18 protein-coding genes are annotated in these 24,519 nt (G+C 59.3%); 6 read left to right on the top strand and 12 right to left on the bottom strand.

Annotation, left to right across the window (positions count from 1 at the left end; genetic code table 11):
• Nucleotides 1-60: 60 nt before the first annotated feature.
• The 5 genes from GHN92_RS09585 to tpx all read right to left on the bottom strand — a co-directional run bounded on the left by GHN92_RS09585 (nt 61) and on the right by tpx (nt 9,775).
• Nucleotides 61-1,494: an efflux transporter outer membrane subunit gene (locus tag GHN92_RS09585; protein WP_153379957.1), complete on the bottom strand. Its 1,434-nt coding sequence runs from the start codon at nt 1,492-1,494 to the stop codon at nt 61-63.
• Nucleotides 1,491-4,598: an efflux RND transporter permease subunit gene (locus GHN92_RS09580; RefSeq protein WP_153379955.1), complete on the bottom strand. Its 3,108-nt coding sequence runs from the start codon at nt 4,596-4,598 to the stop codon at nt 1,491-1,493. The genes GHN92_RS09585 and GHN92_RS09580 overlap by 4 nt, the downstream gene beginning before the upstream one ends.
• Nucleotides 4,595-7,696, bottom strand: a complete 3,102-nt coding sequence (locus GHN92_RS09575) for an MdtB/MuxB family multidrug efflux RND transporter permease subunit (RefSeq protein ID WP_095018855.1) — start codon at nt 7,694-7,696, stop codon at nt 4,595-4,597. Before GHN92_RS09575 ends, GHN92_RS09580 begins: the two co-directional genes overlap by 4 nt.
• Complete coding sequence (locus GHN92_RS09570; RefSeq protein WP_095024286.1) at nt 7,693-9,000, bottom strand: MdtA/MuxA family multidrug efflux RND transporter periplasmic adaptor subunit; 1,308 nt, start codon at nt 8,998-9,000, stop codon at nt 7,693-7,695. Before GHN92_RS09570 ends, GHN92_RS09575 begins: the two co-directional genes overlap by 4 nt.
• A gap of 274 nt (nt 9,001-9,274) precedes the next feature.
• Nucleotides 9,275-9,775 carry a thiol peroxidase gene (gene tpx, locus GHN92_RS09565; RefSeq protein ID WP_095002391.1) on the bottom strand — a complete coding sequence of 167 codons (501 nt, stop codon included), beginning with the start codon at nt 9,773-9,775 and terminating at the stop codon, nt 9,275-9,277.
• A 255-nt stretch (nt 9,776-10,030) separates the two neighbouring features.
• On the opposite strand from tpx, the gene GHN92_RS09560 reads away from it, so the two are divergent.
• Both GHN92_RS09560 and GHN92_RS09555 read left to right on the top strand, forming a co-directional pair.
• Nucleotides 10,031-10,822, top strand: coding sequence for a hypothetical protein (locus GHN92_RS09560; RefSeq protein WP_095002390.1), 792 nt, complete (start codon nt 10,031-10,033; stop codon nt 10,820-10,822).
• A gap of 9 nt (nt 10,823-10,831) precedes the next feature.
• Nucleotides 10,832-12,250 carry a DUF1254 domain-containing protein gene (locus GHN92_RS09555; RefSeq protein ID WP_153379953.1) on the top strand — a complete coding sequence of 473 codons (1,419 nt, stop codon included), beginning with the start codon at nt 10,832-10,834 and terminating at the stop codon, nt 12,248-12,250.
• Between the two features lie 171 nt (nt 12,251-12,421).
• Here GHN92_RS09555 and GHN92_RS09550 read toward each other — a convergent pair whose 3' ends face one another.
• Nucleotides 12,422-13,090, bottom strand: coding sequence for a DUF3313 domain-containing protein (locus GHN92_RS09550; protein ID WP_095018852.1), 669 nt, complete (start codon nt 13,088-13,090; stop codon nt 12,422-12,424).
• Nucleotides 13,091-13,427: 337 nt separating this feature from the next.
• On the opposite strand from GHN92_RS09550, the gene ccoN reads away from it, so the two are divergent.
• The 3 genes from ccoN (at nt 13,428) to tal (ending at nt 16,222) form a co-directional block, all read left to right on the top strand.
• Nucleotides 13,428-14,855, top strand: coding sequence for a cytochrome-c oxidase, cbb3-type subunit I (gene ccoN / locus GHN92_RS09545; RefSeq protein WP_095021219.1), 1,428 nt, complete (start codon nt 13,428-13,430; stop codon nt 14,853-14,855).
• Nucleotides 14,856-14,912: 57 nt separating this feature from the next.
• On the top strand, nt 14,913-15,143 hold the full coding sequence (locus GHN92_RS09540) for a hypothetical protein (RefSeq protein ID WP_095018850.1): 231 nt from the start codon (nt 14,913-14,915) through the stop codon (nt 15,141-15,143).
• 155 nt (nt 15,144-15,298) lie between these two features.
• Nucleotides 15,299-16,222: a transaldolase gene (gene tal, locus GHN92_RS09535; RefSeq protein ID WP_095002385.1), complete on the top strand. Its 924-nt coding sequence runs from the start codon at nt 15,299-15,301 to the stop codon at nt 16,220-16,222.
• Nucleotides 16,223-16,286: 64 nt separating this feature from the next.
• Here the strand turns inward: tal and rfaD are convergent, their stop codons facing one another.
• The 6 genes from rfaD to GHN92_RS09505 form a co-directional block, all read right to left on the bottom strand.
• Entirely contained in the window at nt 16,287-17,276 is a 990-nt protein-coding gene (gene rfaD, locus GHN92_RS09530; RefSeq protein WP_095002384.1) for an ADP-glyceromanno-heptose 6-epimerase, read from the bottom strand.
• Nucleotides 17,277-17,346: 70 nt separating this feature from the next.
• Nucleotides 17,347-18,123, bottom strand: a complete 777-nt coding sequence (locus GHN92_RS09525; RefSeq protein WP_095031874.1) for a class I SAM-dependent methyltransferase — start codon at nt 18,121-18,123, stop codon at nt 17,347-17,349.
• Between the two features lie 67 nt (nt 18,124-18,190).
• Complete coding sequence (locus GHN92_RS09520; RefSeq protein WP_133144390.1) at nt 18,191-20,635, bottom strand: TonB-dependent receptor; 2,445 nt, start codon at nt 20,633-20,635, stop codon at nt 18,191-18,193.
• A gap of 135 nt (nt 20,636-20,770) precedes the next feature.
• Nucleotides 20,771-21,754 (bottom strand): FecR domain-containing protein, encoded by a 984-nt coding sequence (locus GHN92_RS09515; protein ID WP_095002381.1) that lies wholly within the window; start codon nt 21,752-21,754, stop codon nt 20,771-20,773.
• Entirely contained in the window at nt 21,751-22,275 is a 525-nt protein-coding gene (locus tag GHN92_RS09510; RefSeq protein ID WP_095021203.1) for a sigma-70 family RNA polymerase sigma factor, read from the bottom strand. Before GHN92_RS09510 ends, GHN92_RS09515 begins: the two co-directional genes overlap by 4 nt.
• Nucleotides 22,276-22,424: 149 nt before the next feature.
• Nucleotides 22,425-23,702 carry a serine/threonine transporter gene (locus GHN92_RS09505; RefSeq protein ID WP_095002379.1) on the bottom strand — a complete coding sequence of 426 codons (1,278 nt, stop codon included), beginning with the start codon at nt 23,700-23,702 and terminating at the stop codon, nt 22,425-22,427.
• A gap of 227 nt (nt 23,703-23,929) precedes the next feature.
• On the opposite strand from GHN92_RS09505, the gene GHN92_RS09500 reads away from it, so the two are divergent.
• Complete coding sequence (locus tag GHN92_RS09500; protein ID WP_133144389.1) at nt 23,930-24,460, top strand: DUF4946 domain-containing protein; 531 nt, start codon at nt 23,930-23,932, stop codon at nt 24,458-24,460.
• Nucleotides 24,461-24,519: the final 59 nt, after the last annotated feature.

The following is a 24,519-nucleotide window of genomic DNA, read 5'->3' as shown; positions in this document are numbered from 1 at the left end:
CTCCCAGAGGGAGAGGGAACCAAGAGCAAAAGCGGATCAAGCTGGGGTGAGGGGTCTGCGTCAGTCGCTCAACTCGGTATTGCCATCCCAGCCGCCACCCAGCGCCGCAATCAGTTGCACACTGGCAATCAGACGGCTCTGCAGCAAGTTAAGTACGCTGCGTTCGGTGCTCAGGGCTGTTGTTTGCACCGAAACCACGTCCAGGTAAGCAATCAAGCCCGCCTTGTACTGGTTACTGGTCAGGCGCAACGACTCGCGGGCCGACTCCAGTGCCTGCTCCTGTACCACCGACTCATCGCCCAGGACCTTCAACTGCACCATGTAGTTTTCCACTTCCCGCAGACCGTCGAGCACGGTCTGGCGATACTTGGCCACCGTCTGGTCATACACGGCTTCATTGCGATCGACTTCTGCCGAGCGCTGGCCACCATCGAACAACGGCAGGGAGATTTTCGGCCCCACCGACCAGAAGCGGTTGGGCACGCTGATCCAGTCCTGATACTGACTGCTGCTGTAGCCACCCGACAGGCTCAAACTGAAATCGGGGTAGTAAGCCGCCTTGGCTACGCCAATGTTGGCGTTGGCAGCAATCACCGAGCGCTCCGCCGAAGCGATGTCAGGACGCCGCTCCAGCAGTTGCGACGGCAGGCTGACCGGGATCTGCGGCAACTTGGGTACGTTTTTAATTTCCGCCAGGTTGAACCCTGCTGGTGCTTGACCGGTGAGCACCGCTATTGCGTTTTCAAATTGCGCCCGCTGCCAGATCAGGTCGATCAGGCTGGCCTGGGTATTGCGCAACTGGGTTTGCGCCTGAGCCACCGCATCCTTGCCGGAAATTCCCGCACGGTACTGGTTTTCGCTCATTTTCAGTGAACGTTGATAGGCCTCGACCGTGGCTTCGAGCAAACGCTTCTGCTCATCGATCACCCGCAATTTCAGGTAGTTCTGCACCAGCTCCGACTGCTGGCTCAGGCGCATCGCCGCGAGGTCGGCCAGGCTGGCCTCGGCACTCGCCTCGTTGGCTTCCAGGCCACGGCGCAACTTGCCCCATACGTCGGCCTCCCAGCTCACCCCGACCTGGGCATTCAAGGTGTCCCGTATGCCGCTGCTGGAGCTGGTCAGGCTGGAGTTTGAGCTGCCGGTGCCCTGGCTGGACCGGGTCTTGCCCACGCTAAGGTCGGCGCTGGGCAGGAACGCCCCGCGCGCACTGCGCACCAAGGCCTGGGCCTGACGGAACTGGGCTTCAGACTGCGCAACGCTCTGGTTGGCACTGTTGAGTTTGTCGACCAGCGCATTGAGCTGCGGGTCGCCATACAGCTCCCACCAGGCACCTCGGGCCAGTGAGTCGCTCGGATTGGCCTGGGTCCAGCCGGCTGCCTGCTTGTACTCAAGGGGCGCCGCCGTTTGCGGGCGCTGGTAGTCCGGGCCGATGGCACAGCCGCTAAGCAGCGCAACGGACAACGCCGGGGCAAGGAAAAACGAACGAGAGGTCATAGCGGAGTTTCCAGAGCAGCATCAGTGCGCACGCCGCGCCATTTGTTGAAGCGATGGCGCAGGCGGTCGAGATAGAGGTAAACCACAGGCGTGGTGTAAAGGGTCAGAATCTGGCTGAAGATCAGCCCGCCGATAATGGTCAGGCCCAGGGGCTGGCGCATTTCCGCGCCTTCGGCGCTGCTCAGCATCAGTGGCAGGGCACCGAGAATGGCCGCCAGGGTGGTCATCAGGATCGGCCTTAAACGTTGCAGGCAGGCACTGCGGATCGACGCTTGCGGGTCGAGGCCCGAATGACGTTCCAGTTGCAGGGCAAGATCGATCATCAAAATCGCGTTTTTCTTTACCACACCAATCAACAGGAACAGCCCCAGCAGTGAAATCAGGCTGAACTCCCCGCCCGTGAGGTAAATGCTCAACAACGCACCAACACCGGCAGACGGCAAGGTCGACAGAATGGTCAACGGGTGGATGTAACTCTCATAGAGAATCCCCAGTACCAGGTACACCGCTACCAAGGCGCCAAGAATCATGAACGGCTGGCTTTTTTGCGTGGCGGCAAAGGCATCGCCCGTACCGGCCATTTTCACGATCACTTCTTCCGGCAGACCGAGCTTGGCCACCGCCCGTTCAATGGCTGCCGTACCCTGCTCCAGGGTGACACCGGGGGCCAGGTCGAACGCAATGCTCTCCGAGGCGAACTGGCCCTCGTGGGATACCCGGTCGTTCTGCAGGCTGTTCTCATAGTGGGCAATGGCCGACAGCGGAATACGCTGGCCATCGGCGGTTATCACCTGCACCTGATTCAGGGTTTCGGGGTCCTGGGCGTACTTGGGGTTGACCTCCATCACCACCTGATACTGGTTCAGGCTGTCGTAGATAGTGGAAATCTGCCGCTGGCTGTAGGCGTTATTGAGCACGGCAGTGACCATGTCCATATCCACCCCCAGGCGCTTGGCCTGGTCGCGATCAACCACCAGGGTCACCTGCTGGGCACCGCGGCCTTCACGGGCATCGATAGCGGTCAGCTCAGGCAATGCCTTGAACGCGGCCACCACTTTTGGATACCAGGTGCGCAACTCGCCCAGATCGCCGCTTTGCAGGATGTAGGAGTACTGCGAGCTGGTCTGGTCACGCCCACCGCCAAACTGCAGGTCCTGGTCAGCCATCAGCATCAGGCGGCCGCCGGGCACTTTGGGCATGCTCTCGCGCAGCCGTTCGATGACCTTTTGCGCCGACACCTTGCGTTCCGAGATCGGCTTGAGACGCACGATCATAAAGGCGTTGTTGGTGCCGCCATTGCCGCCAATAAAACCGGCGACGCTCTCTACCGCAGGATCGGCCAGCACAGCCTTGCGGAAGATTTCCATTTTCGGCTGCATCACGCTGAACGACAGGCCGTCGTCGCCACGCACAAAACCGATCAATTGCCCGGTGTCCTGTTGCGGCATAAAGGTTTTCGGCACCACCACATACAGCGCCACGTTGACCCCAATGGTCACCAGCAGGCTGAGCAATGTCAGGCGCTTGTGCCGCAGCACCCAGTCCAGGCTGCGTGCATAGCCGCTGACCATGCGCTGGTTAAGGCGGATGCTCCAGCGCTGCATGGCGTTTTCCGTGCCCGGCACATGGGGTTTTAGCCAGCGTGCGCAAAGCATGGGCGTGAGGGTCAGGGACACCACCAGCGACACCACGATCGAAGCGGCCAGGGTGATGGAAAACTCGCGGAACAAGCTCTCGACAATCCCGCCCATAAACAGGATCGAGAGGAACACTGCCACCAGTGACACGTTCATCGAGAGCAGGGTAAAACCGACTTCCTTGGCGCCCAGCATGGCCGCTTTCATGGGCGCCACACCGGCGTCGATATGCCGCGAGATGTTCTCCAGCACCACGATAGCGTCGTCCACCACCAGCCCGGTGGCCAAAATCAGCGCCATCAGCGACAGGTTGTTCAGCGAGAAGCCGTAGAGGTACATGATGGCAAAAGTGCCCACCAACGACACCGGCACCGCCAGCGTCGGAATCAGCGAAGCGCGGAAATTGCCGAGGAACAGGAACACCACCAGAATCACCAGCGCCACGGCGATCAGCAGGTTCATTTCGGCCTCGTGCAGCGTAGCCTTGATCACCGGTGAACGGTCCATGGCCAGGTTCAGCTGCACGCTTGCCGGCAGCACCGCCTGCAAGGCCGGCAACTGGGCCTTGATCGCGTTCACGGTCTCGATGATATTGGCTCCGGCCTGGCGGTTGACCACCAGCAGCACCGCCGCATCGTTATTGAAAAAACCGCTGTTGTAACGGTCTTCAACACTGTCCTTGACCTTGGCCACATGGCTCAGGCGCAGCGCCGCGCCATCCTGGTAACGGATGATCAGCGGTTCGTAGTCCTTGGCCTTTTCCAACTGGTCGTTGGCCTGGATCTGCCAGTTGCGCTCGCCATCGGACACCGCGCCCTTGGGCCGGCGCACGTTGGCATTGGCAATGGTGTTGCGCACGTCATCCAGCGAGACGCCGTACTGGTTGAGCAGTTGCGGTTCCAGCTCGATGCGCACGGCGGGCAGCGAGCTGCCGCCAATCTGCACTTCACCTACACCCGGCACCTGGGACAGGCTTTGCGAAAGAATGGTCGAGGCCAGGTCATAGAGCTGGCCCTTGGACAACACCTCGGAGGTCAGCGATAACACCATGATCGGTGCTTGCGAGGGGTTGATCTTCTTGTAGGTGGGCATGCTTTTCATGCCGCTGGGCAGCAGGTTGCGCGAGGCGTTGATCGCCGCCTGCACCTCCCGCGCCGCGCCGTTGATGTCGCGGTCCTGATCGAACTGCAAAATCACCCGGGTCGAGCCCTGGCTTGAATTGCTGCTCATGGTATTGACCCCGGCAATCGCACCGAAGGCCCGCTCAAGCGGCGTGGCCACGGTAGATGCCATCACCTCGGGGCTGGCCCCGGGCAAACTGGCCGACACCACGATCACCGGGAAATCCATTTGCGGCAACGGCGACACGGGCAGCAAACCAAAGCTCACCCCGCCCAGCAACATGATTGCCAGGCTCAGCAGCATGGTGGCTACCGGGCGTTTGATAAACGGGCCGGACAGGTTCATACCGACGCCTGCTCAGCCTGGGCCGCATCACCGCGCCAGCGACGCCCCAAACGATCGAAGTACAGATAGATCACGGGGGTAGTAAACAGGGTCAAGACCTGACTCACCAGCAAACCACCGACCATCACCAGACCCAGGGGCTGGCGCAATTCTGCCCCGGAACCGGTGGCCAGCATCAGCGGTACGGCACCAAACAACGCTGCCAGGGTGGTCATCAGGATCGGCCGGAAGCGCAACAGTGCCGCCTGATAGATCGCCTGCTCCGGCGCCATGCCCTGATTGCGCTCGGCGTCGAGGGCGAAGTCGATCATCATGATTGCGTTTTTCTTGACGATACCGATCAGCAGGATGATGCCGATAATCGCAATCATGCCCAGGTCATTGCCGCTGAGGATCAGCGCCAGCAAGGCACCCACTGCTGCCGATGGCAGGGTGGAGAGAATGGTGATCGGGTGGATGTAGCTCTCATAGAGCACCCCCAGCACGATATACATGGTCACCACCGCCGCCAGAATCAGCAGCAAAGTGCTCGACAACGAAGCCTGGAACGCCTGCGCGGCACCCTGGAATTCGGTCTTGACCCCCACCGGCATGCCGATGTCCTTCTGCACCTGATCGATCAGTTCCACGGCCTGGCCCAATGCCACGCCAGGCGCAAGGTTGAACGAGACCATTACCGAAGGGAACTGGCCGATATGGGAAATGGCCAGTTGTGCCTGACGCTCCTCGACCCGGGCCAGGCTCGACAGCCGCACCTGGCCACCATCGGTGGTCTTGACGTGGATCTGATCCAGCGCCTGCGGGCCGATTTTCTCGCCGTCCTTGGCCTGCAAGACCACGCGGTACTGGCTGGCCTGGGTGTAAATGGTCGAAATCTGCCGCTGACCGAAAGCGTCATACAGGGCATCGGTAATATTGGCCACCGACACGCCCAGGCGTGATGCCGCATCGCGGTCGATCACCAGGTATACCTGCAGACCCTTGTCCTGCAGGTCACTGGCCACATCGACCAGTTCAGGCTGATTGGACAACGCGGTGACCAGTTTCTGCGTCCAGGTGCTGAGCATGTCAGCATCCGGGGATGACAGGCTGAACTGGTACTGGGTACGGCTGACGCGGTCTTCGATGGTCAGGTCCTGCACCGGCTGCATAAACAGGCGGATGCCCGACAGTTTGTCCAGTTGCGGCTGCAGCCGCGCAATCACCTCGATGGCACTGTCGCTGCGCTCGCTGTGGGGCTTGAGGTTGATCAGCATGCGACCGCTGTTGAGGGTCGGGTTATCCCCGTCCACGCCAATATAGGAGGACAGGCTCTCGACATCCGGGTCTTGCAGAATGATCTTGCCCAGCTCCTGCTGACGCTGACTCATGGCACTGAACGAAATCGATTGCGGCGCCTCGGAAATGCCCTGGATCACCCCGGTGTCCTGCACCGGGAAAAAGCCCTTGGGCACCACCATATACAGGAACACGGTCAAGGCCAGTGTACCGATGGCCACCAGCAGGGTCAGCGGCTGGTGCTTGAGCACCCACTGCAACATGCGCCCGTACTCGGCGATCATCCAGTCGATAAACGCGCCGCTGGCACGGTAGAAACGCCCCTGCTCTTCAGGCTTGGGTTCGGCCTTGAGCAGGCGCGCGCACATCATCGGGGTCAGGGTCAGCGAGACCACCAGTGAGATCAGGATCGCCACCGCCAGGGTGATGGCAAATTCGCGGAACAGGCGCCCCACTACATCGGCCATAAACAGCAACGGGATCAACACCGCGATCAGCGACAGGGTCAGCGAGATCAGGGTGAAGCCGATCTGTTTGGCGCCCTTGAGCGCCGCCTGCATCGGGCTGTCACCTTCCTCGATATAGCGCGAGATGTTCTCCAGCATGACGATGGCATCATCGACCACAAAGCCGGTGGCGATGGTCAGGGCCATCAGCGTCAGGTTGTTGATGGAAAACCCGGCCAGGTACATCACGCCAAAGGTGCCGACCAGCGACAGCGGTACGGCAATCGACGGAATGAGGGTGGCGCTGGCCCTGCGCAGAAACAGGAAGGTCACCATCACCACCAGGGCGATGGCGATCAGCAATTCATGCTGCACATCGCGCACTGAGGCGCGAATGGTTTGTGTACGGTCGGTCAGCACCGTGACATCGATGCCGGCGGGCAGGTTGTCGGTAATGCTTGGCAGCAGTGCCTTGATCCGGTCCACCACCTCAATCACGTTGGCACCGGGCTGGCGCTGGATATTGAGCAGCACCGCCTGGTTTTCGTTGGCCCAGGCTGCGAGGCGCTCGTTCTCGGCGCCGTCGACAATTTCGGCCACGTCCTTGAGTCGCAGCGGTGCGCCGTTGTTATAGGCAAGAATCAGTTCGGCGTATTCTTGCGGGGTTTTCAGCTGGTCATTGGCGTCCAGCATCGACACCCGGGTAGGGCCGTCGAAGTTACCCTTGGGCTGGTTGACGTTGGACGCACCGATCAGGGTGCGCACATCGGCCAGGTTCAGGCCATTGGCAGCCAGCGCTTCAGGGTTGACCTTGATCCGCACCGCCTGGCGTTGCCCGCCAGCGATGCTGACCATGCCCACGCCGCTGATCTGGGCAATTTTTTGCGCCATGCGCGTATCGACCAGGTCATTGAGCTTGGGCAACAGCATGGTTTTGGAGCTGATGGCCAGGGTCAGTACCGGGGTATCCGCCGGGTTGACCTTGTTGTACACCGGCGGTGCCGGCAAATCCTTGGGCAGCAGGTTGCTGGCGGCGTTGATCGCAGCCTGCACCTGTTGCTCGGCAACATCCATATTGATGTCGAGATTGAAACGCAGGGTCAGTACCGAAGCACCACCGGAACTGGTGGAGGCCATCTGCGTAAGCCCCGGCATTTGCCCGAACTGACGCTCAAGTGGTGCCGTCACTGCACTGGTCATCACATCCGGGCTGGCCCCGGGGTACAGGGTCATCACGCGGATGGTCGGGTAATCCACCTGGGGCAAGGCCGATACCGGCAGCAAGCGATAGGCGATGATCCCGGACAACACGATGGCCAGCATGCACAGCGTGGTTGCAACCGGGCGCAGGATAAACAGGCGCGACAGGTTCATTCGCGGGCCTTGGACTTGGTGTTGTGCGCGGCCGGGGTGGCATCGGTATCGGCACCGCCATCGAGCAGTTGCCCGGCAGCCGTTTCCGGTACTTCGGCACTGTCGTTGACCACTTCCACCGCGCCACCATCACGCAGACGGTCGGTACCTTCGAGTACTACACGATCACCGGGCTTGAGGCCTTCTTCGATCACGGTCACATCGCCATCGGTGGCACCCACTTTAATGCTGCGAATCTTGACCTTGTTGTCACCGTCCATGGCATACACGAACGAGCCGTTGGTGCCGTACTGAATCGCTGCAGTGGGAGCCAGCACCACGTTTTTAAGGGTGTCGGCCAACAGGCGTACATTGACAAACTGGTTAGGGAACAGCGCCTGATCGCGGTTCTCGAACAATGCCTTGAACTTCAGGGTACCGGTGGTGATATCAATCTGATTGTCGATGCTGCTCAACACACCGACTGCCAGCTCTTTGGTATCGCCACGGTTCCAGGCCTGCACCGGCATTTTCGCGCCGCTGCGATAACGCTCAAGCACCAGCGCCAGGTTGGTCTCGGGCAAGGTGAAACTGACCACAATCGGCTCGGTCTGGGTGATCACCACCAAGGCCGTGGCGTCGTTGGCCGCTACCAGATTGCCGACGTCCAGCTGGCGCAGGCCCACACGGCCGCTGATCGGTGCGCGGATCTTGGTGAAATCCAGGTTCAGCCTGGCATCGTTGACCGCTGCCTGATTGGTCTTCACCGTGCCCTGATATTGGCTGACCAGCGCTTCGGCGGTGTCCAGGGTCTGTTTGGCGATACTGTCCTCGGCGTACAGCCCGCGGTAGCGCTGCACATCGACCTGGGCATTTTTTAGCTGGGCCTGGTTCTGCAGCAACGTGCCTTCGGCTTGCAGCAGGGCATTTTGATAACTGCGCGGGTCGATTTCAGCCAGCAGTTCGCCTGCCTTGACCATCTGCCCTTCCTTGAAATAGACCTTGACCAGTTCCCCTGCTACACGGCTGCGCACATTGATGGTGTTCAATGCGGTCACTGTGCCCAGCGCCTTGTAGTAAATCGGGAAATCGCCCTGCGTTACTTCCGACACCCGCACCGGCACGGGCTGGGTCGAGCCACCAAAGCCCGGGCGCATCATGCCCGAGCGACCGGTGTGCCCGGCGGGCTGATCGGTCGCAGCCTTTTTTGCGGCAGACGGCCATAGCCACCAGCACAGGCCAAGGACTATCAGCAAGACCAGCAGGCCAAACAGCCAGAAACGGGATTTGTGGGAAACAGAGGATTGCATGGAGTGATCAACCATTAGCGCGAGCGATAATTTTCAGGAGGTGGAACGATAAGCAGTGCGGGCCGTTATGAAAAGGCTCTTTACCCGCTATTTACGTTATAGAGATGGCATTGAGATGAAGATCGACGAAATCTGTGGAATCTGTGTGGGGGCGAGCCTGCTCGCGAAGGCAGCCGACGATGGTGCTTGAAGATTTCGCGAGCAGGCTCGCTCCCACCGATCAACAGGTCGTACAAAAAAAACGGCCTGGCACTTAAGTGCCAGGCCGCTTCAGGTCTTGCAGTACGACTTACTTCAAAACAGCCAGGGCTGCTTCGTAGTTTGGCTCTTCAGCGATTTCTTTAACCAGCTCGCTGTGCAGCACGTTGTCGTTTTCGTCCAGCACCACCACCGCACGGGCAGTCAGGCCGGCCAACGGGCCATCAGCGATTGCCACGCCGTAGTTCTCGATAAACTCGCGGCCGCGCAGGGTCGACAGGTTTTGCACGTTTTCCAGGCCTTCAGCGCCGCAAAAGCGGGCCTGGGCGAATGGCAGGTCAGCCGAGATGTTCAGCACAACGGTGTTCGGCAAAGCGTTGGCTTCGGCGTTGAATTTGCGTACCGAAGTAGCGCAGGTTGGCGTATCAACGCTTGGGAAGATGTTCAGCACTTTGCGCTTGCCGGCAAAGCTCGCCAGTGTTGCATCGGACAAATCACCCGCAACCAGCGAAAACGCTGGTGCCTTGGAACCTACTGCAGGCAATTCGCCGTTGACTTGAACAGGGTTGCCTTTAAGCGTCACTTGAGCCATGTACGATGTCCTTTTTGACAGGTTGTTGAAGAGGCCGAAGTTAAACATGAATCAGCCGGGCTGACCTATGGATCGAACAAAAAATCTTATGCTCTGCGGCACTAAAAGACGATTCCTACAAGGCGCCATGCACCGCAGTTATTAGCTGTATTTTTGTGCCCAGGTGCGCAAAAAAGACGGAAATAGCCCCGACATAAGCGCCAGTACCCTGCCAACTGCTAGCGTACATGGCTAGCGCCCAAGGAACAGGATCGCATGCCCATCACTCGCCTTGCCTCAAGTCTGTTGCTCACCCTGGCCCTGTACCCGGCTGCCGATGCATTGGCAGATAACGCCGAGACCGCCAACAAGAGCAACAACCCGCTGAATCTGGCCCCGGGGGTCAATCTGCAGGACTACTACACGCCGCAGGTGTACGACAGCAATATCCACACCAATGACGCCCTGCTGCGCGGCGCCCTGCCCGTGGCACCCAACGACGTTATCGGTGTACCGCAACTGTTGCGCGTGACGCTTCCGGTCAGCACCCGTCCAGACCCGCACGGTGGCTACAGCACCGGGATCGGCGACCTCAACCTGTTCGATATCTTCCTGCTCAAAACCGAAGGCGTGCAATTGGGCATTGGCCCGCAGATAACCGCACCCACTGCCGAGCATGACGAACTGGGCACCGGCAAGTGGCAAGCCGGCCTGGCGGCCATTGCCATCGATGCTTCGCCACGGGGCCTGCTGGGCGCACTGGTGCAGTATCAAAGCTCGTTTGCCGGGGACAGCGACCGCCAGCATGTCGAGAGCGCCACGTTCCAGCCCTTTATCATCCACAACCTGCCCAAGGGGTGGTATTTGCGCTCCACCGGCACCTGGACCTGGGACCTGAAAAACAACACCCACTACATCCCCGTCGGGCTGGGCGTGGGCAAGGCCTGGAAAGCCGGAAGCAACATCCTCAATGCCTTCGTTGAGCCGCAATGGACCGTGGAACGCAAGGGCGACGACCTGCCCCAGTTCACCCTGTTTGCCGGAATCAACGTCACCTTCGGAAAATAGGAACCTGCCATGCACATAAAGCCACCCGCCTGTCTGCTCGCTGCCTGCCTCTCCTTGGGGGCAGGCAATGCTGACGCCATCAATTTCAGTGCCTCACCCACCGAGGCTGCCAGCATCGCCAGGGAGGCCTACCTCTACGGCTTCCCCGTGGTGGAAATGTACAAGACCCTCTACACCCAGGCCGTAGACACGCAGGGCAAAAACTTCAAGGCGCCGTTCAATGAAATCGGCAATACCGCCATGGTATTTACCCCCAGGGATACCGCATTCGTGACGCCCAACTCGGACACGCCCTACTCATTCCTGTGGATGGACCTGCGTGCAGAGCCGCTGGTTCTGACCCTGCCTGCCATCGAGGATGGCCGCTACTACTCGACGCAACTGATCGACCTGTACACACAAAACTTCGCGTACCTGGGCACCCGCACCACAGGCAATAAAGGCGGCAATTACATGATCGCCGGGCCTGGCTGGACAGGGGAAAAACCGGCCGGTATCGACGCCGTGATTCCCAGCGAGAGTGCCATTGCCTACGGCCTGTACCGCACCCAGTTGTTCGATGACAAAGACCTGGCCAAGGTCAAGCACATCCAGAGCGGTTACAAGGTCCGGCCCCTGAGCCAGTTCCTGGGCAAACCCACGCCAGCTGCGGCGCCCGCCGTGGACTGGCCCGCACCTGTTGCCGATATGAGCGACAGCCCCGAGCTGTTCAGGTACCTGAGTTTCATGCTCGCGTTTGCCCAGCCCCAGCCCAGCGAAGCGGCATTGCGCGAGCGTTTCAGGAAAATCGGGATTGAACCGGGCCAGCCCTTCAACCTCAATGAACTGACCCTTGAGCAGCGCACTTCACTGGAGGATGGAATTGCGGCAGGCAAAGCCGAGTTCGCACAATTCAAGCATGACAAGGTAGACACCCATAAAATCACCAGCGGCGACCTGTTCGGCTCCCGCGAACACCTGAACAACAATTACCTGTACCGCTATGCGGGCGCCAATATGGGAATTTTCGGCAACTCGGCCGCGGAGGCCAATTACATCGGTTACTTCGTCGACAATCAGCAGCACCCTGTCGACGCCTCCAGGGATCGCTACACCCTGCATTTCAACAAGGATGCACTGCCGCCCGCCAATGCGTTCTGGTCGCTGACGATGTATGACGGCAAAACCAAACTGCTGGTCGAAAACCCGATCAATCGCTACCTGATCAACTCGCGCATGCTGTCAGATCTCAAACGCAACGCTGATGGCAGCTTGACTCTGTATGTGCAGAACCAGCCGCCCGCAGGGGAGTGGCTAAACAACTGGCTGCCAGCACCTGACGGACCGTTTTATGGTGTATTGCGCATTTACATGCCCAAGCCCGAGGTCGCCAGCGGAGAATGGAAAATGCCCTTGCTAACGCCGGTGGTTAGCCAAACAGCTCCGTAGCAGCTGCCGAAGGCTGCGTGCGCGTAGTGCGGCCTTCGTAATGCCAGGGTGCACGGTATGGTCGTAGAACCTTGGATTCAGGTTCTACGACGGCTACACCGCCGAACGCAGCCTCACTCCGCTCGTCAGCTGCTACGCAATATCCGGGTCTGGCGGCTACACCGGGTACGTTTACTTGTTGAGTTTCAAATACGACTGATGCAAGTCCGAAGCCCAGGTATCGATCACGTTTTTCACATCATCGGCCTTCATCGCCTGGCTGGCATTGGCCAGGGGCTTGCCTGTGCCCTTGCGCACTACCTGGGCCACTACATCCTGGCTTTTCCCGTCGATAAACACCGCCTCGGTGGCCAGTTGGGTTTCCTGGTCGCGGATCCCCGACGCTGTGCTCACCGCAGCCGCCACCAGCGCTACCGGAATGTACTCATACGGTGCCAGGCTTTCGGTTTCACTGCTCACCGCAGTGATGGCTGCACGCACCACAATCACGCCCGGCCCAGGGGCACTTGCCAGTGGCAATGATTTGCTCAGCTCGCGCTTGAGCGCCTGGTCGTAATACTGGGTAATACCATTGAGGGTGCTTTGCGGGATCTTTTCTGTCGGTTTTGGCGCCGGATATAACTGGGTCGGCTCGATATACACGCTGGTGTACTGTCCTGGCTTCAGTTTAGGGTCAATCCAGCGCATCACCTCAGCACCAGAGGGCGACTTGGCCTCTTTGAGGCGGCTGTAATCCTTCAAGAATCCGGAATATTCGTCAGGTTGCTGGACTTTGCTCGCACAACCGACCATCCCGATTGATGCAATGCACAACGTACCGATCATTAGACCAAGCTTCATTCTGTAGCTCCTGTAGGGGGCGCAGCCGTAGAAACGCGCCCTATAGGTATAGCCAAGCATTGAACAATCGCCGCAGAACCCGAATTGATCCGACGGCGATTGTGATCGAATGCTCAATACACATCGGCATACTTTTTACAGCTCAGTTCTATTTGGCTTTCAAGAAATACTCTAAAACCAGATCAGATGGGTAAATATTCGCCTGATCCAGCGCAAAATTGTGATCTGCATTAATTCTCGTTTTCTGAATCTGTTTTGTTTTTGCCCTTATTCCTAAAGTTCCCCCTGCGCCAGACCACGAGGCCTGGCAGGACTTTGAACCGTGGAAGACTTGAGCATGAGCACAGCACTGAACGGGCAGGCCTATAACTACAAGGTCGTCCGCCAATTCGCCATCATGACCGTGGTATGGGGCGTTGTCGGCATGGCCATGGGCGTGTGGATCGCCTCACAACTGGCCTGGCCGCAGATGAACCTCGACCTGCCCTGGACCACCTTCGGCCGCCTGCGCCCGCTGCATACCAGCCTGGTGATTTTCGGCTTTGCCGGCAGCGCGCAATTTGCCGCCAGCTACTACGCCGTACAGCGTACCTGCGGGGTGCGGTTGTATTCGGACAAACTCGCAGCCTTCACTTTTTGGGGCTGGCAGTCGGTGATCGTGATCATGCTGGTCACCCTGCCCCTGGGCTACACCACAACCAAGGAATACGCCGAAATCGAATTCACCGGCGCAGTCTGGCTGACGGTGGTATGGGTGGCCTACGCCATCGTGTTTTTCACCACGGTGGTACGCCGCAAAAGCAAGCACATCTATGTCGGCAACTGGTTTTTTGGCGCCTTTATCCTGGTGATCGCCATGCTCCATGTGGTCAACCACCTGGCCATTCCGGTGGACTGGTTTAAATCATATCCGGTGTACTCCGGCGCTACCGATGCCATGGTGCAGTGGTGGTACGGGCATAACGCCGTAGGTTTCTTCCTGACCACCGGTTTTCTGGGGATGATGTACTACTTCGTGCCCAAACAAGTCGGCAAGCCGATCTACTCCTATCGCCTGTCGATTGTGCATTTCTGGGCACTGATCACTCTCTATATCTGGGCCGGTCCGCACCACTTGCACTACACCGCCTTGCCCGACTGGGCGCAGTCTCTGGGCATGGCCATGTCGATCATCCTGCTGGCACCCAGTTGGGGCGGCATGATCAACGGCATGATGACCCTCTCGGGCGCCTGGCATAAATTGCGCACCGACCCGATCCTGCGTTTTCTGGTGCTGTCCCTGGCGTTCTACGGCATGTCGACCTTTGAAGGCCCGATGATGGCGATCAAGACCGTCAACGCCCTCTCCCACTACACCGACTGGACCATCGGTCATGTCCACGCCGGTGCCCTGGGCTGGGTGGCAATGATCACCTTTGGTGCGCTGTACCACATGATCCCGAAAATCTTCGGCCGCGAGCAAATGTACAGCACCAGCCTGATCAACCTGCACTTCTGGCTGGCCACCATCGGCACGGTGCTCTACATCGCCTCGATGTGGGTCAATGGCATCACCCAGGGTCTGATGTGGCGAGCTATCAACGATGACGGCACGCTGACTTATTCGTTTGTGGAATCGTTGCAGGCCAGCCACCCGGGCTTTGTAGTTCGCCTGGTGGGCGGATTGTTTTTCCTCTGCGGCATGTTGCTCATGGCCTGGAACGTCTGGCGCACGGTGCGTGCAGGCAACCTCAAGCAGGCCGAACTGACCGCACACATCGCCTGACCACGCTGCACCGCAGGCCCCAGGGCCTGCGGTACCCTACAGCAAGGAACCTTGCCCATGCTCGACATCGCCCTCAACAGCGCCGCGGTTATCAGCCTTTACTTTGCCGTAGGCTGGTGCCTGAAACACAAGACCGAAAACGACCTCGACGACGCCAGCCTGATTCCCTTTGCCGATGACCCGGAAGTAGCACGCCGGGTCGAGCTGGCCACCGGCAAAACCGTCAACGCCGTGCAGACCGCCGAACCAGAGCTGCGCAAGCCGGGATGGGGCACGCTCGACCTGTGAAAGCAGGGTAATGGCACTGCGACAGATTAAATCTGCACCATTAGTTGCACTGCGGGCGTATTCAACGGCATTCTGCCACTTACCGTTCAACGAACTAATGATCGAAGACGCACTCAATCTGTACTGCCATTAATACCTTTCCGACAGAGACGCTCATGACTTCCAAGCTGGAACAACTCAAGCAGTTCACCACCGTGGTCGCAGACACCGGCGACCTCGACGCGATTACCCGCCTCAAACCCGTGGATGCAACCACCAACCCGTCGCTGCTGCTCAAGGCCGCCGCGATGCCCGGCTACGCAGAACTGCTGCAAAACGCCATCAGCCACGCCAAAGGTGATGTAGGTCAGGCCTGCGACCACTTCGCGGTGTCTGTGGGTAGCGGTATCTTGAACGTGATTCCGGGGCGCATTTCCACTGAAGTCGACGCCCGCCTGTCGTTCGACGAGCCTGCCCTGCTGCAAAAAGCCCACCAGTTGATCGAGCTTTACGACAAGGCCGGTGTAGGTCGCGACCGCGTGCTGATCAAGCTGGCCTCGACCTGGGAAGGCATCCGCGCTGCCGAGAAACTGGAAAAGGACGGCATTCAAACCAACCTGACCCTGCTGTTCTCGTTTGCCCAGGCCGCTGCCTGTGCCGATGCCGGGGTGTTCCTCATCTCGCCGTTCGTGGGTCGGATTTACGACTGGTACAAGAAGTCCACCGGCATTGACTACACCGGCTCCGATGATCCGGGCGTGCAGTCCGTGACCCGCATCTACAACTACTACAAGGCCAACGGCTACAACACCGTGGTGATGGGCGCGAGCTTTCGCAACCTTAACCAGATCGAACAGCTGGCCGGCTGCGACCGCCTGACCATCAGCCCCGACCTGCTGGAAAAACTGGCATTGGACGACGGCAAACTGGAACGCAAACTGGCTCCGGGCAATAAAGGCGAACCACGCCTGAGCCTGAACGAAGCACAATTCCGCTGGGCCTCCAACGAAGATGCCATGGCCACCGAAAAACTGGCCGAAGGCATCCGCCAATTCGCCCGTGACCAGGAAAAGCTGGAAGCACTGCTGTCAGGTAAATAACTTCATTTTGTGGGAGCATGCCTGCTAGCGAAATGCCCTTCGCCAGCAGGCTCGCTCCCACGACCTAAGATGCAAGAAGCCCTGCACAATAGCTCTGCACGCCCTCCTCCAGCCCAAGCATTGGCTCGCGATACCCCGCTTCGCGCAACTGCCCGAGATCTGCGCAGGTGTACACCTGATACTTGTGCTTGAGCCCGTCAGGGAACTCGCAATACCGCAACACTCCGTCCAGCAAGGCCGTCTCAAGGGTCAGGGGCGGCCTGTCCTCGGCAGCGCGTACACTGTTGATGGTCGCCAGTGCCAGGTCATTGAATGACCGCGCGCACCCAGTGCCCAGGTTGAAAACACCACTGGTTTGCGGATGGTCCAGCCAATGCAGATTGACCTTGACCACATCCTCCACAGAGACAAAATCGCGCTCATGCCCGCCCGCCGGGTAGCCGCCGTACTCGCCAAACAACTCGACATGGCCATGATCGCGATACTGGTTAAAACAGTGCCAGACCATCGAAGCCATGCGCCCTTTATGCTGTTCGCGGGGGCCGTACACATTGAAGTAGCGCAAGCCCACAATCTGGCTGCGCGTCCTGGGCAGCAACTGGCGTACCCGCTGGTCGAAGAGGAATTTGGAGTAGGCATAGACATTCAGAGGCTGCTCGTACTCGCGGGCTTCACGAAACTCCCGTTTCGCGCCGTAGACCGCCGCCGAAGAGGCATACAGCAAAGGTACCGACTGTTCCTGACAGGCTTGCAGCAGGTCGCAGCTGTAACGGTAGTTGTTGTCCATCATCAACCGGCCATCACTTTCTACCGTACTGGAACAGGCGCCCTGATGCAGCACGGCACGCACTTCGCCCAGTTGATGGGTCGTAAAGCGCTGTACGAATTCACGCTTGTCGAAGTAATCAGCGATATCGCAGTCTGCTAGATTGCGGCACTTGTCGCCGTCAGTCAGATCGTCGACGGCGATGATGTCGCGCTCGCCGCGTCGGTTCAGGGCCTTCACCAGATTGCTGCCGATAAACCCGGCAGCTCCGGTCACGATGATGCTCATCTATGGCTACCTCCTGGAACATGAGTTGAGCTCAGGCTATGCCTGTGCGACGCGTCAGCATTGATGCAGGTCAAGCGTCCTTGCGGGTGACAAATGCCGACGTGACATACGGCACGCTGACGGTGCCACCGTGATTCAACGCGTTATGCGAGGCGACAAAAGCCGCCAGTTGCTGTTCCAGGCGATCACGCTCGGCCGGTATCAGAGCCGAGATAAAGCTGGTGGAACGCACCCGATTGAAGATTACGTCTTCTACCGGTCCGTCGTGGGAATGGCTCAGTTTCTGCTCGCGCAAAGGGCCAAAACCCGGATGAGGAAATGCCTGACGCCACGCGCCGGTATAGAAGCGCGGGGCATCACCTTCCCACTGATTGACCAGCGCATCCAGTTGCGCCACCCACGGCACACTGGCATCGCGCAGGTTCCAGATCAGCCCCAGTTGCCCGCCAGGCTTGAGCACGCGATGAATCTCGGTCAGCGCTGCAGAGGTGGCGAACCAATGAAAAGCCTGCGCGCACACCACCACATCGACACTGGCATCGGCCAGAGGAATGGCCTGGGCAGTGCCTTGATGGGTTTCGACTTGCGGATAGCTGCCGGAGAGCTTGTCGAGCATGGCCTGCACCGGCTCGACCACAATCACCCGCGCGCCCGTCTGTAACAGGCGCGTGGTGAACTTGCCGGTACCGGCTCCAACTTCAAGCACGGTTTGCCCGGGCCCCAGGCCAAGGGTTTCGGACAACCATGCGGTCACACCCGCCGGGTAATCCGGGCGCCCGCGCACATAGGTGTCGGCGCCCTGCTTGTAACCATCTGCTGCTGCCTTGTGGATGGTGGTATCGCTCATTGCCAGCCTCCGATTTCGTGGTTTTTAACCATAGTCGACCCAGGGCACACGCGAGATGAAAACCTCGTCAGAAACGGTACTTCATGCCCAGCATCAGGTTGCGCGGGTCACCGTAGTAATAAGTCGAGTACAAACCGTAACCGCTAAGGTATTCACGATCGAAAACGTTGTTTAAATTAGCTGACGCACTGAGGTTCTTGGTGATGTCATAGCGGGCCATCAAGCCGACCACGGCAAAGCTGCCTTCCTTGGCTTCGGTCTTGATTGTTGAATCCAGCTCGCTGTAGGTCGAGCCCTGCCAGGTCAGGTTGCCGCCCACGTTAAGGTCTTTGAGGTCGCCGGTCAGTTGATAGCTGGTGGCCAGTTTGAACAATTGCTCAGGGTGGTTGCTGTTGATCCGCTTGCCGTCCTTGTCCCGTGGCTGGGCGTAGGTGTAGCCCGCCAGCAATTGCCAGCCGGTCATGATTTCGCCGGATATTTCGGCCTCGATGCCCTTGGTCTTGGTACCGCTGATTGCCTTGTAGGCATCCTGGCCATCATCCCGCACACCATCGTATTCGGCGTAGTTGTCCTGTTTGATCATGAACAGGGCAAAACTGGTGTTCAGCGCCCCGCCGAAATACTCGGACTTCAGACCCGCTTCATAGCTTTGGCCAGTCATCGGCGGCAGAACCTTGTCGTCACGGTCGAAGTAGCTTTGCGGCGTGAAGATATCCGTGTAGCTGGCATAGACCGAGTGGTTTTCGTTCAGGTCGTAGACGATCCCGGCATAAGGAATCATCTTCCCGGTTTTTTTGCTGTTATCCGTGGTTGGCACAGTTTGCGCCGCGTTATAGGTCATTGTGCCTTTGCGATCGTAGTCCACTACCCTGGTTCCCAGGATGATCGACAGGTCGTCCACAGGTTTGAGGCGCAATGCTGCGTAGGCTGCCGACTCTTTGGTTTTGTACTTTTGCTTCAACCCCTGGCTCAGATCAGTAGGACGCGGCGCGTCATTGTTCCAGTTTTCGTAGTTGACGGTCAGGTCATCGGCATTCATTGCCAGGTAGTCCGTGCGCCGGTCACTGACGTTCATCCCCACCACCAGATCATGGGTACGCCCCAACAGCTCAAACGGCCCGGTCGCATAGGCGTCCAGTGTATCGGTATTGATTTCGAAGGTTTTGCTCCCGCTCATGAACTGCGCCTGGCCGGTGGCCTTGTCCGGAAAAGGCCCCCAGCCCACCAGGTTGCCCTGCAACTGCTCGGTGTTGCCCTTCCAGTGGCTGGCCTCGACCTTGAGCAGCCAGTCGTTGGCAAAACGCTGTTCAACACCAGCGAAATACTTGGTGCTTTCACTGTCGGCATACGCCCACTTGGCGGCGGGATTCATCGAGCGCTTGAAATGGGTGCGGCTGCCATCGCTGTAATACAGCGGCAATTGGCCAAAGCTCGAGCCGTTGGAATTGATCCGCTGATAGTCGATACCGGCGTACAGAGTGGTGTCGTCGGTCAAATCCGCTTCGCCGATGCCATAGAACACGTCCTTGGTCGAGGAATAGCGATCGATAAAGGAACGGCCATCTTCGTGGGCGGCGACGACACGTCCGCGCAGTGCGCCGTTTTCCGTCAGCGGCCCGGACAAATCCAGCTCGCTGCGATAGCGGTCCCATGAGCCGCCGCTGCCTGATACATAGCCCTGAAACTCCTTGGTGGGACGCTTGCGCACCAGGTTCACGGCCCCCGACGGGCTACCCACACCGCTCATCAAGCCGGTGGCACCGCGCACCACCTCTACGCGATCGTAAATGGCCATGTCACGCATGCCCAGGCCATTGGTATTGGTGGTGAAATCCGAGGTCGGCACACCGTCGTACTGAAAGTTATCGAGGGTGAAACCGCGAGAGTAAAAGTTGTAGCGCTCGCTGTCGTCATGCACCACGGTGATGCCGGGGGTTTGCGCCAATACCTGAGCGATACTGCCCAAACCTTGGTCAGTCATTTGCTGACGGGTAATGACCGTCACCGATTGCGGCGTTTCACGCAGCGAAAGCGGCAACTTGGTCGCCGTACTGGTTTCACCCGTGGTGTAGGAGTGACTGCCCTCAGTGGTGCTGCCCAACGCCAGACCCGTGACGCTGGTGGCTTGCAATTGCAACTGGCCGTCCACATTGGCGGAAGTCAGTGGGTATAGGGTCCAGACTCCGCTGGCGCCTTCGGTGGCCGTCAAACCGCTGCCCTTGAGCAGTTGCTGCAAGCCCTGGGGCACATCAAAGCGGCCCTTGAGGGCTGACGCCTGCTTGTCTTGCACCAGCGCCGGGTCATAAGGCAGGGAGATATTGGCCTGCTGGGCGAAGCGGTTCAGTGAATCTTCAAGCGTGCTAGCGGGCACGTCGAAACTGCGCTGAACACTCAAGGGCGCAGCACTGACCAGCGATAGCGGCTGCGCCACGGTGCCCAGTAAAACGATATGCAAGGCCATGGCCAGGCGGTTGCGGGGAGGCAATGAAGGGTTGCGAAAAACACGGGACATTGGCGCGGGGCTCCTGCAATGGATAAGTCTTATGCCTATCTGTCGAAGGCCAGCCGAAAACCCGCAAAGAAATTTGCGCTGTGGGAGCGAGCCTGCTCGCGAATGGCTTTCGCGAGCAGGCTCGCTTCCACACTACTAAGCCGCCACAATGCGTGTCCAGAACCGTGTCCGGCGCTCAATACGCACCGCCAGCGACTGGCTCAAACCCTCCAGCGCATGGTCAATGCGCTGGAGTTGAAACACCCCGGAAACCCGCAATTCAGCCACCGCCGGATCACACTGCAACCAGCCGTGGCGATAGCGCGCCAGTTCTTGCACGAGATCCTGCAAGCGCATCTGCCTGGCCACCAGCACACCGCTGACCCAGCCATTGGCACTAAACACGGGCGCAGGCTGCAACTGTGCAGAACGTGGATCGATCAGGTACTCGCTGCCCGCCTGTACCAGCACTGGCCGGGTATCGGGCAAGTGAATCGCCACTACGCCCTCCTCGACCATCAAGCGAGTACGCCCTGACTCCTGACGTACATCGAATGCGGTGCCAATAGCCTGCAGGCGCGCTTCACGGGTATGCACCCAGAATGGCCTGCGCCCGCTCGCAGATCCCGGATCCTGACCCGTACGGATAAATATCTCGCCTTCGCGCAACACAATCAGGCGCTGTTGCGCAGTGAACAGCACATCAGCAGCACTGTCGGTATTGAGCTGCAAACGCGTGCCATCGAGCAGATTGAACGAATGCCGCTCTCCCACGCCGGTCGCATAGTCGGCACCCACGCTCCGCCAGGGCTGCTGTTGCAGGACCAGGCCGCCCGCGCCTGCGCCGAGGATGCCCAGGCCGAGCACTTTGAGGGCCTGACGCCGTGAGCGCAGGCGGCCACTGCCGGCCAGGGTGTCCAAAGCCACACGACCCGGCAGCACCGAGGCCTGGCGCAAGGTCGCTTCGGTCATTTGCAGGGCTTGCCACGCGGCTTCATGGCTGGCATCGGCTGCGCGCCATTGCTCGCACGCCGCAAATACCTGAGGCGGCGCCGCACCGGATTGGGTTTTGACCAGCCAGTCAATCGCCTGGTCAAGGACATGGGGGGCGAATCCTGGCGGCGACGAACCAGCGCTCACAGGGCGTTACGCATCAGAAAACAATGGCGAATGGCCGTGGCCATGTATTTTTCCACTGAACTCACGCTCACCCCCAGGCGCTCGGCAATAGCCTGATAGCCAAGCCCTTCAAGGCGTGACAGCAAAAAGGCAGTGCGTACATTGGCTTTTAGGCCCTCGAGCAACGCATCGATGCGGGTCAGGGTTTCCAGCAGGATCAAACGTTCTTCGGGGGCAGGCATGTGCTGCTCGGGCAAGTGAGCCAGCGCTTGCAAATAGGCCTGCTCGACTTTCTGGCGGCGGAAGCGGTCAATCAACAGGCCCTTGGCAATGGTGCTCAGCCAGGCCCGTGGCTCGCGCAAATGCGCAACCTGTTCCGGCTTGCCCAGCACATAAAGAAAGGTGTCCTGCGCCATGTCGGCAGCATTGTCGGTATCTCGCAGGCGCCTGCGCAGCCAGTTCAGCAGCCAGCCATGGTGATCGCTGTAGAGGCTTTGCACATCTGCGTGCAGCAACGGCGGGTTCGGCGGGGATGGCGACACGGAAACCCTCGGGACGTGCCGTGGGCACACTGCGAATAGGAATGGGTCGCAATCATATTCGCAGTACCGGCCAGACTCAAGCCCTGGACGGCTTGCGCGGGTCAATCAGCGCCCTGTCGTCGCCAGGACGGCGGCGACAGGGGTATGCATCAAGGGATCAGCGAGTACACCAGCGAGGAGATCGCAATCAGGCCGATAACCGTCACGAACACGTTGGAGATCTGCCCCGAGTACTGGCGCATAGACGGCACCCGGCGAATCGCGTACATCGGCATCAGGAACAGAATGGCTGCAATCACCGGCCCGCCCAAGGTTTCAATCATCACCAGGATGCTCGGGTTGAGCGTGGCCACAGCCCAGCACACCACCAGCATGAAAGCGGCCGTCATGCGGTCCAGGTTTTTCGCGCCCGGGCGCTTGCCGGTTTTCAGTACCAGACCTTTAAGGCCTTCGCTGGCGCCGATGTAGTGGCCCAGAAAGGACTTGGCAATGGCCACAAAAGCAATCAGTGGCGCGGCAAAAGCGATGGTCGGGTTGCTGAAATGGTTGGCCAGGTAAGACAGGATCGACAGGTTCTGCGCCTTGGCTTCGGCCAGTTGTTCCGGCGACAGGGTCAGCACGCAACTGAACACGAAGAACAGCACCATCACTACCATCAGCAGGTGAGCACGGGACAGGATCTGCGAGCTGCGCTCATCGGCATTGGCGCCATACCGGCGCTTCTGGTCTACGGCGAACGCCGAAATGATCGGTGAATGGTTAAAGGAAAAAACCATCACCGGAATCGCCAGCCACAAGGTATGCAGCAATACCGAAGGCGCAGGCAGCGTAGTCGCGGTACTGAGAATGCCGCCGTTCCAGTGCGGGATCAAAAACACCGCCAAAAACAGCAACGCCACGATAAACGGGTAGACCAGCATGCTCATGGCCTTGACGATCACCTGCTCGCCGCAGCGCACCACAATCAGCAAGCCCAGAATCAGCACCAGCGACAGGATTGCCCGTGGAGGTGGAGTGATATGCATCTGGTTGAGCATAAAGCTGCCAACCGTGTTGGTCAGCGCTACGCTATAGATGAGCAGGATCGGGAAGATGGCCAGGAAGTACAGCAACGTAATCACAGCACCCGCACGCAGGCCGAAATGTTCTTCAACCACGTCAGTGATATCTGAGCCTTCACGCCCGGAGAGAACGAAGCGGGTCAGGCCGCGGTGAGCGTAAAAGGTCATCGGGAACGCCAGCAGCGCCAGGATCAGTAACGGCCAAAAGCCGCCAAGCCCTGCGTTGATCGGCAAAAACAAGGTACCTGCGCCAATCGCCGTGCCAAACAGGCCCAGCATCCAGGTGGTGTCATGACGATTCCAGCGAGTGAGGGTCGCTGGTGTCTCGTCGAAGCGTTCGTCGACGCTGTTAGCCTGGTCATTCATCCGGTCGAATCTCCGCTAGCCGGTCGTTACCACGCAGCCGGGGCGGACAAGAATCACCTTGCTGACATCGCCCCGGCCATAAGAGGGGCGCGATTGTCCGGGATTAGACATAAGAAGCAAAGGTTTAGCTGAGCAATGGTCGAAATGATGTCACGTTGCAAAGCAATACCTGGACACCAATTGATACACTATTGAAGTCCCCCCATCGCTCAAAAGGCCCGAGAACCATGCATTTTGCCCGACGTTTTCCCGTTTTTATCGGCTTGTGCCTGTTGGCTGCAGCACCCATGGCCAGCGCCGACGGTATGATGATTACCTGGCCCGGCGGCTGGGAAGTGCAGGCCGTCCCCCCTGCCCCGGACGACAGCAGTTTGCGCCAGCGGGCGGTGAAGAACGATGCCAATGGTGACCCGCAGATGGTTATGGAGCTGACTCAGTCGACCCTGGCGCCAGAGCACAAGGTCAATATGGAGGCGGTGTTGCTGCAAATGCGCAAAACCTTGCAGCAGAATTTCGCCAAAGGCGGTTACCAGAGCGCTTGCAACAAGATCCACAGCAGCACCCTGGGCGGGCTGGACGCATTGCAAACCACCTGCAAGATCACCCAGAACGGCAACCACGTGATCACTCAGACCCTGGTGGCCGCCACCCAGGGCAACAGCGCCTACGCCCTTTCCTACGCAGGCCCGGCTGACGGCTACAAAGCCAACGAGCCTGAGGTCAATGGCATTCGCGCCAGCTTGCGGCTGGGGCAATAATCGGGTAGCACTTGCCTCTGTGGGAACGAGCCTGCCCGCACCCACAGTTCAGGCAGTGC

The organism is Pseudomonas sp. FSL R10-2964 (genome assembly GCF_009600035.1).
Taxonomy (GTDB): domain Bacteria; phylum Pseudomonadota; class Gammaproteobacteria; order Pseudomonadales; family Pseudomonadaceae; genus Aquipseudomonas; species Aquipseudomonas bubulae.
Note: the sequence above shows the minus strand (reverse complement) of the source record. Positions and strands in the feature narration are given on the sequence as shown.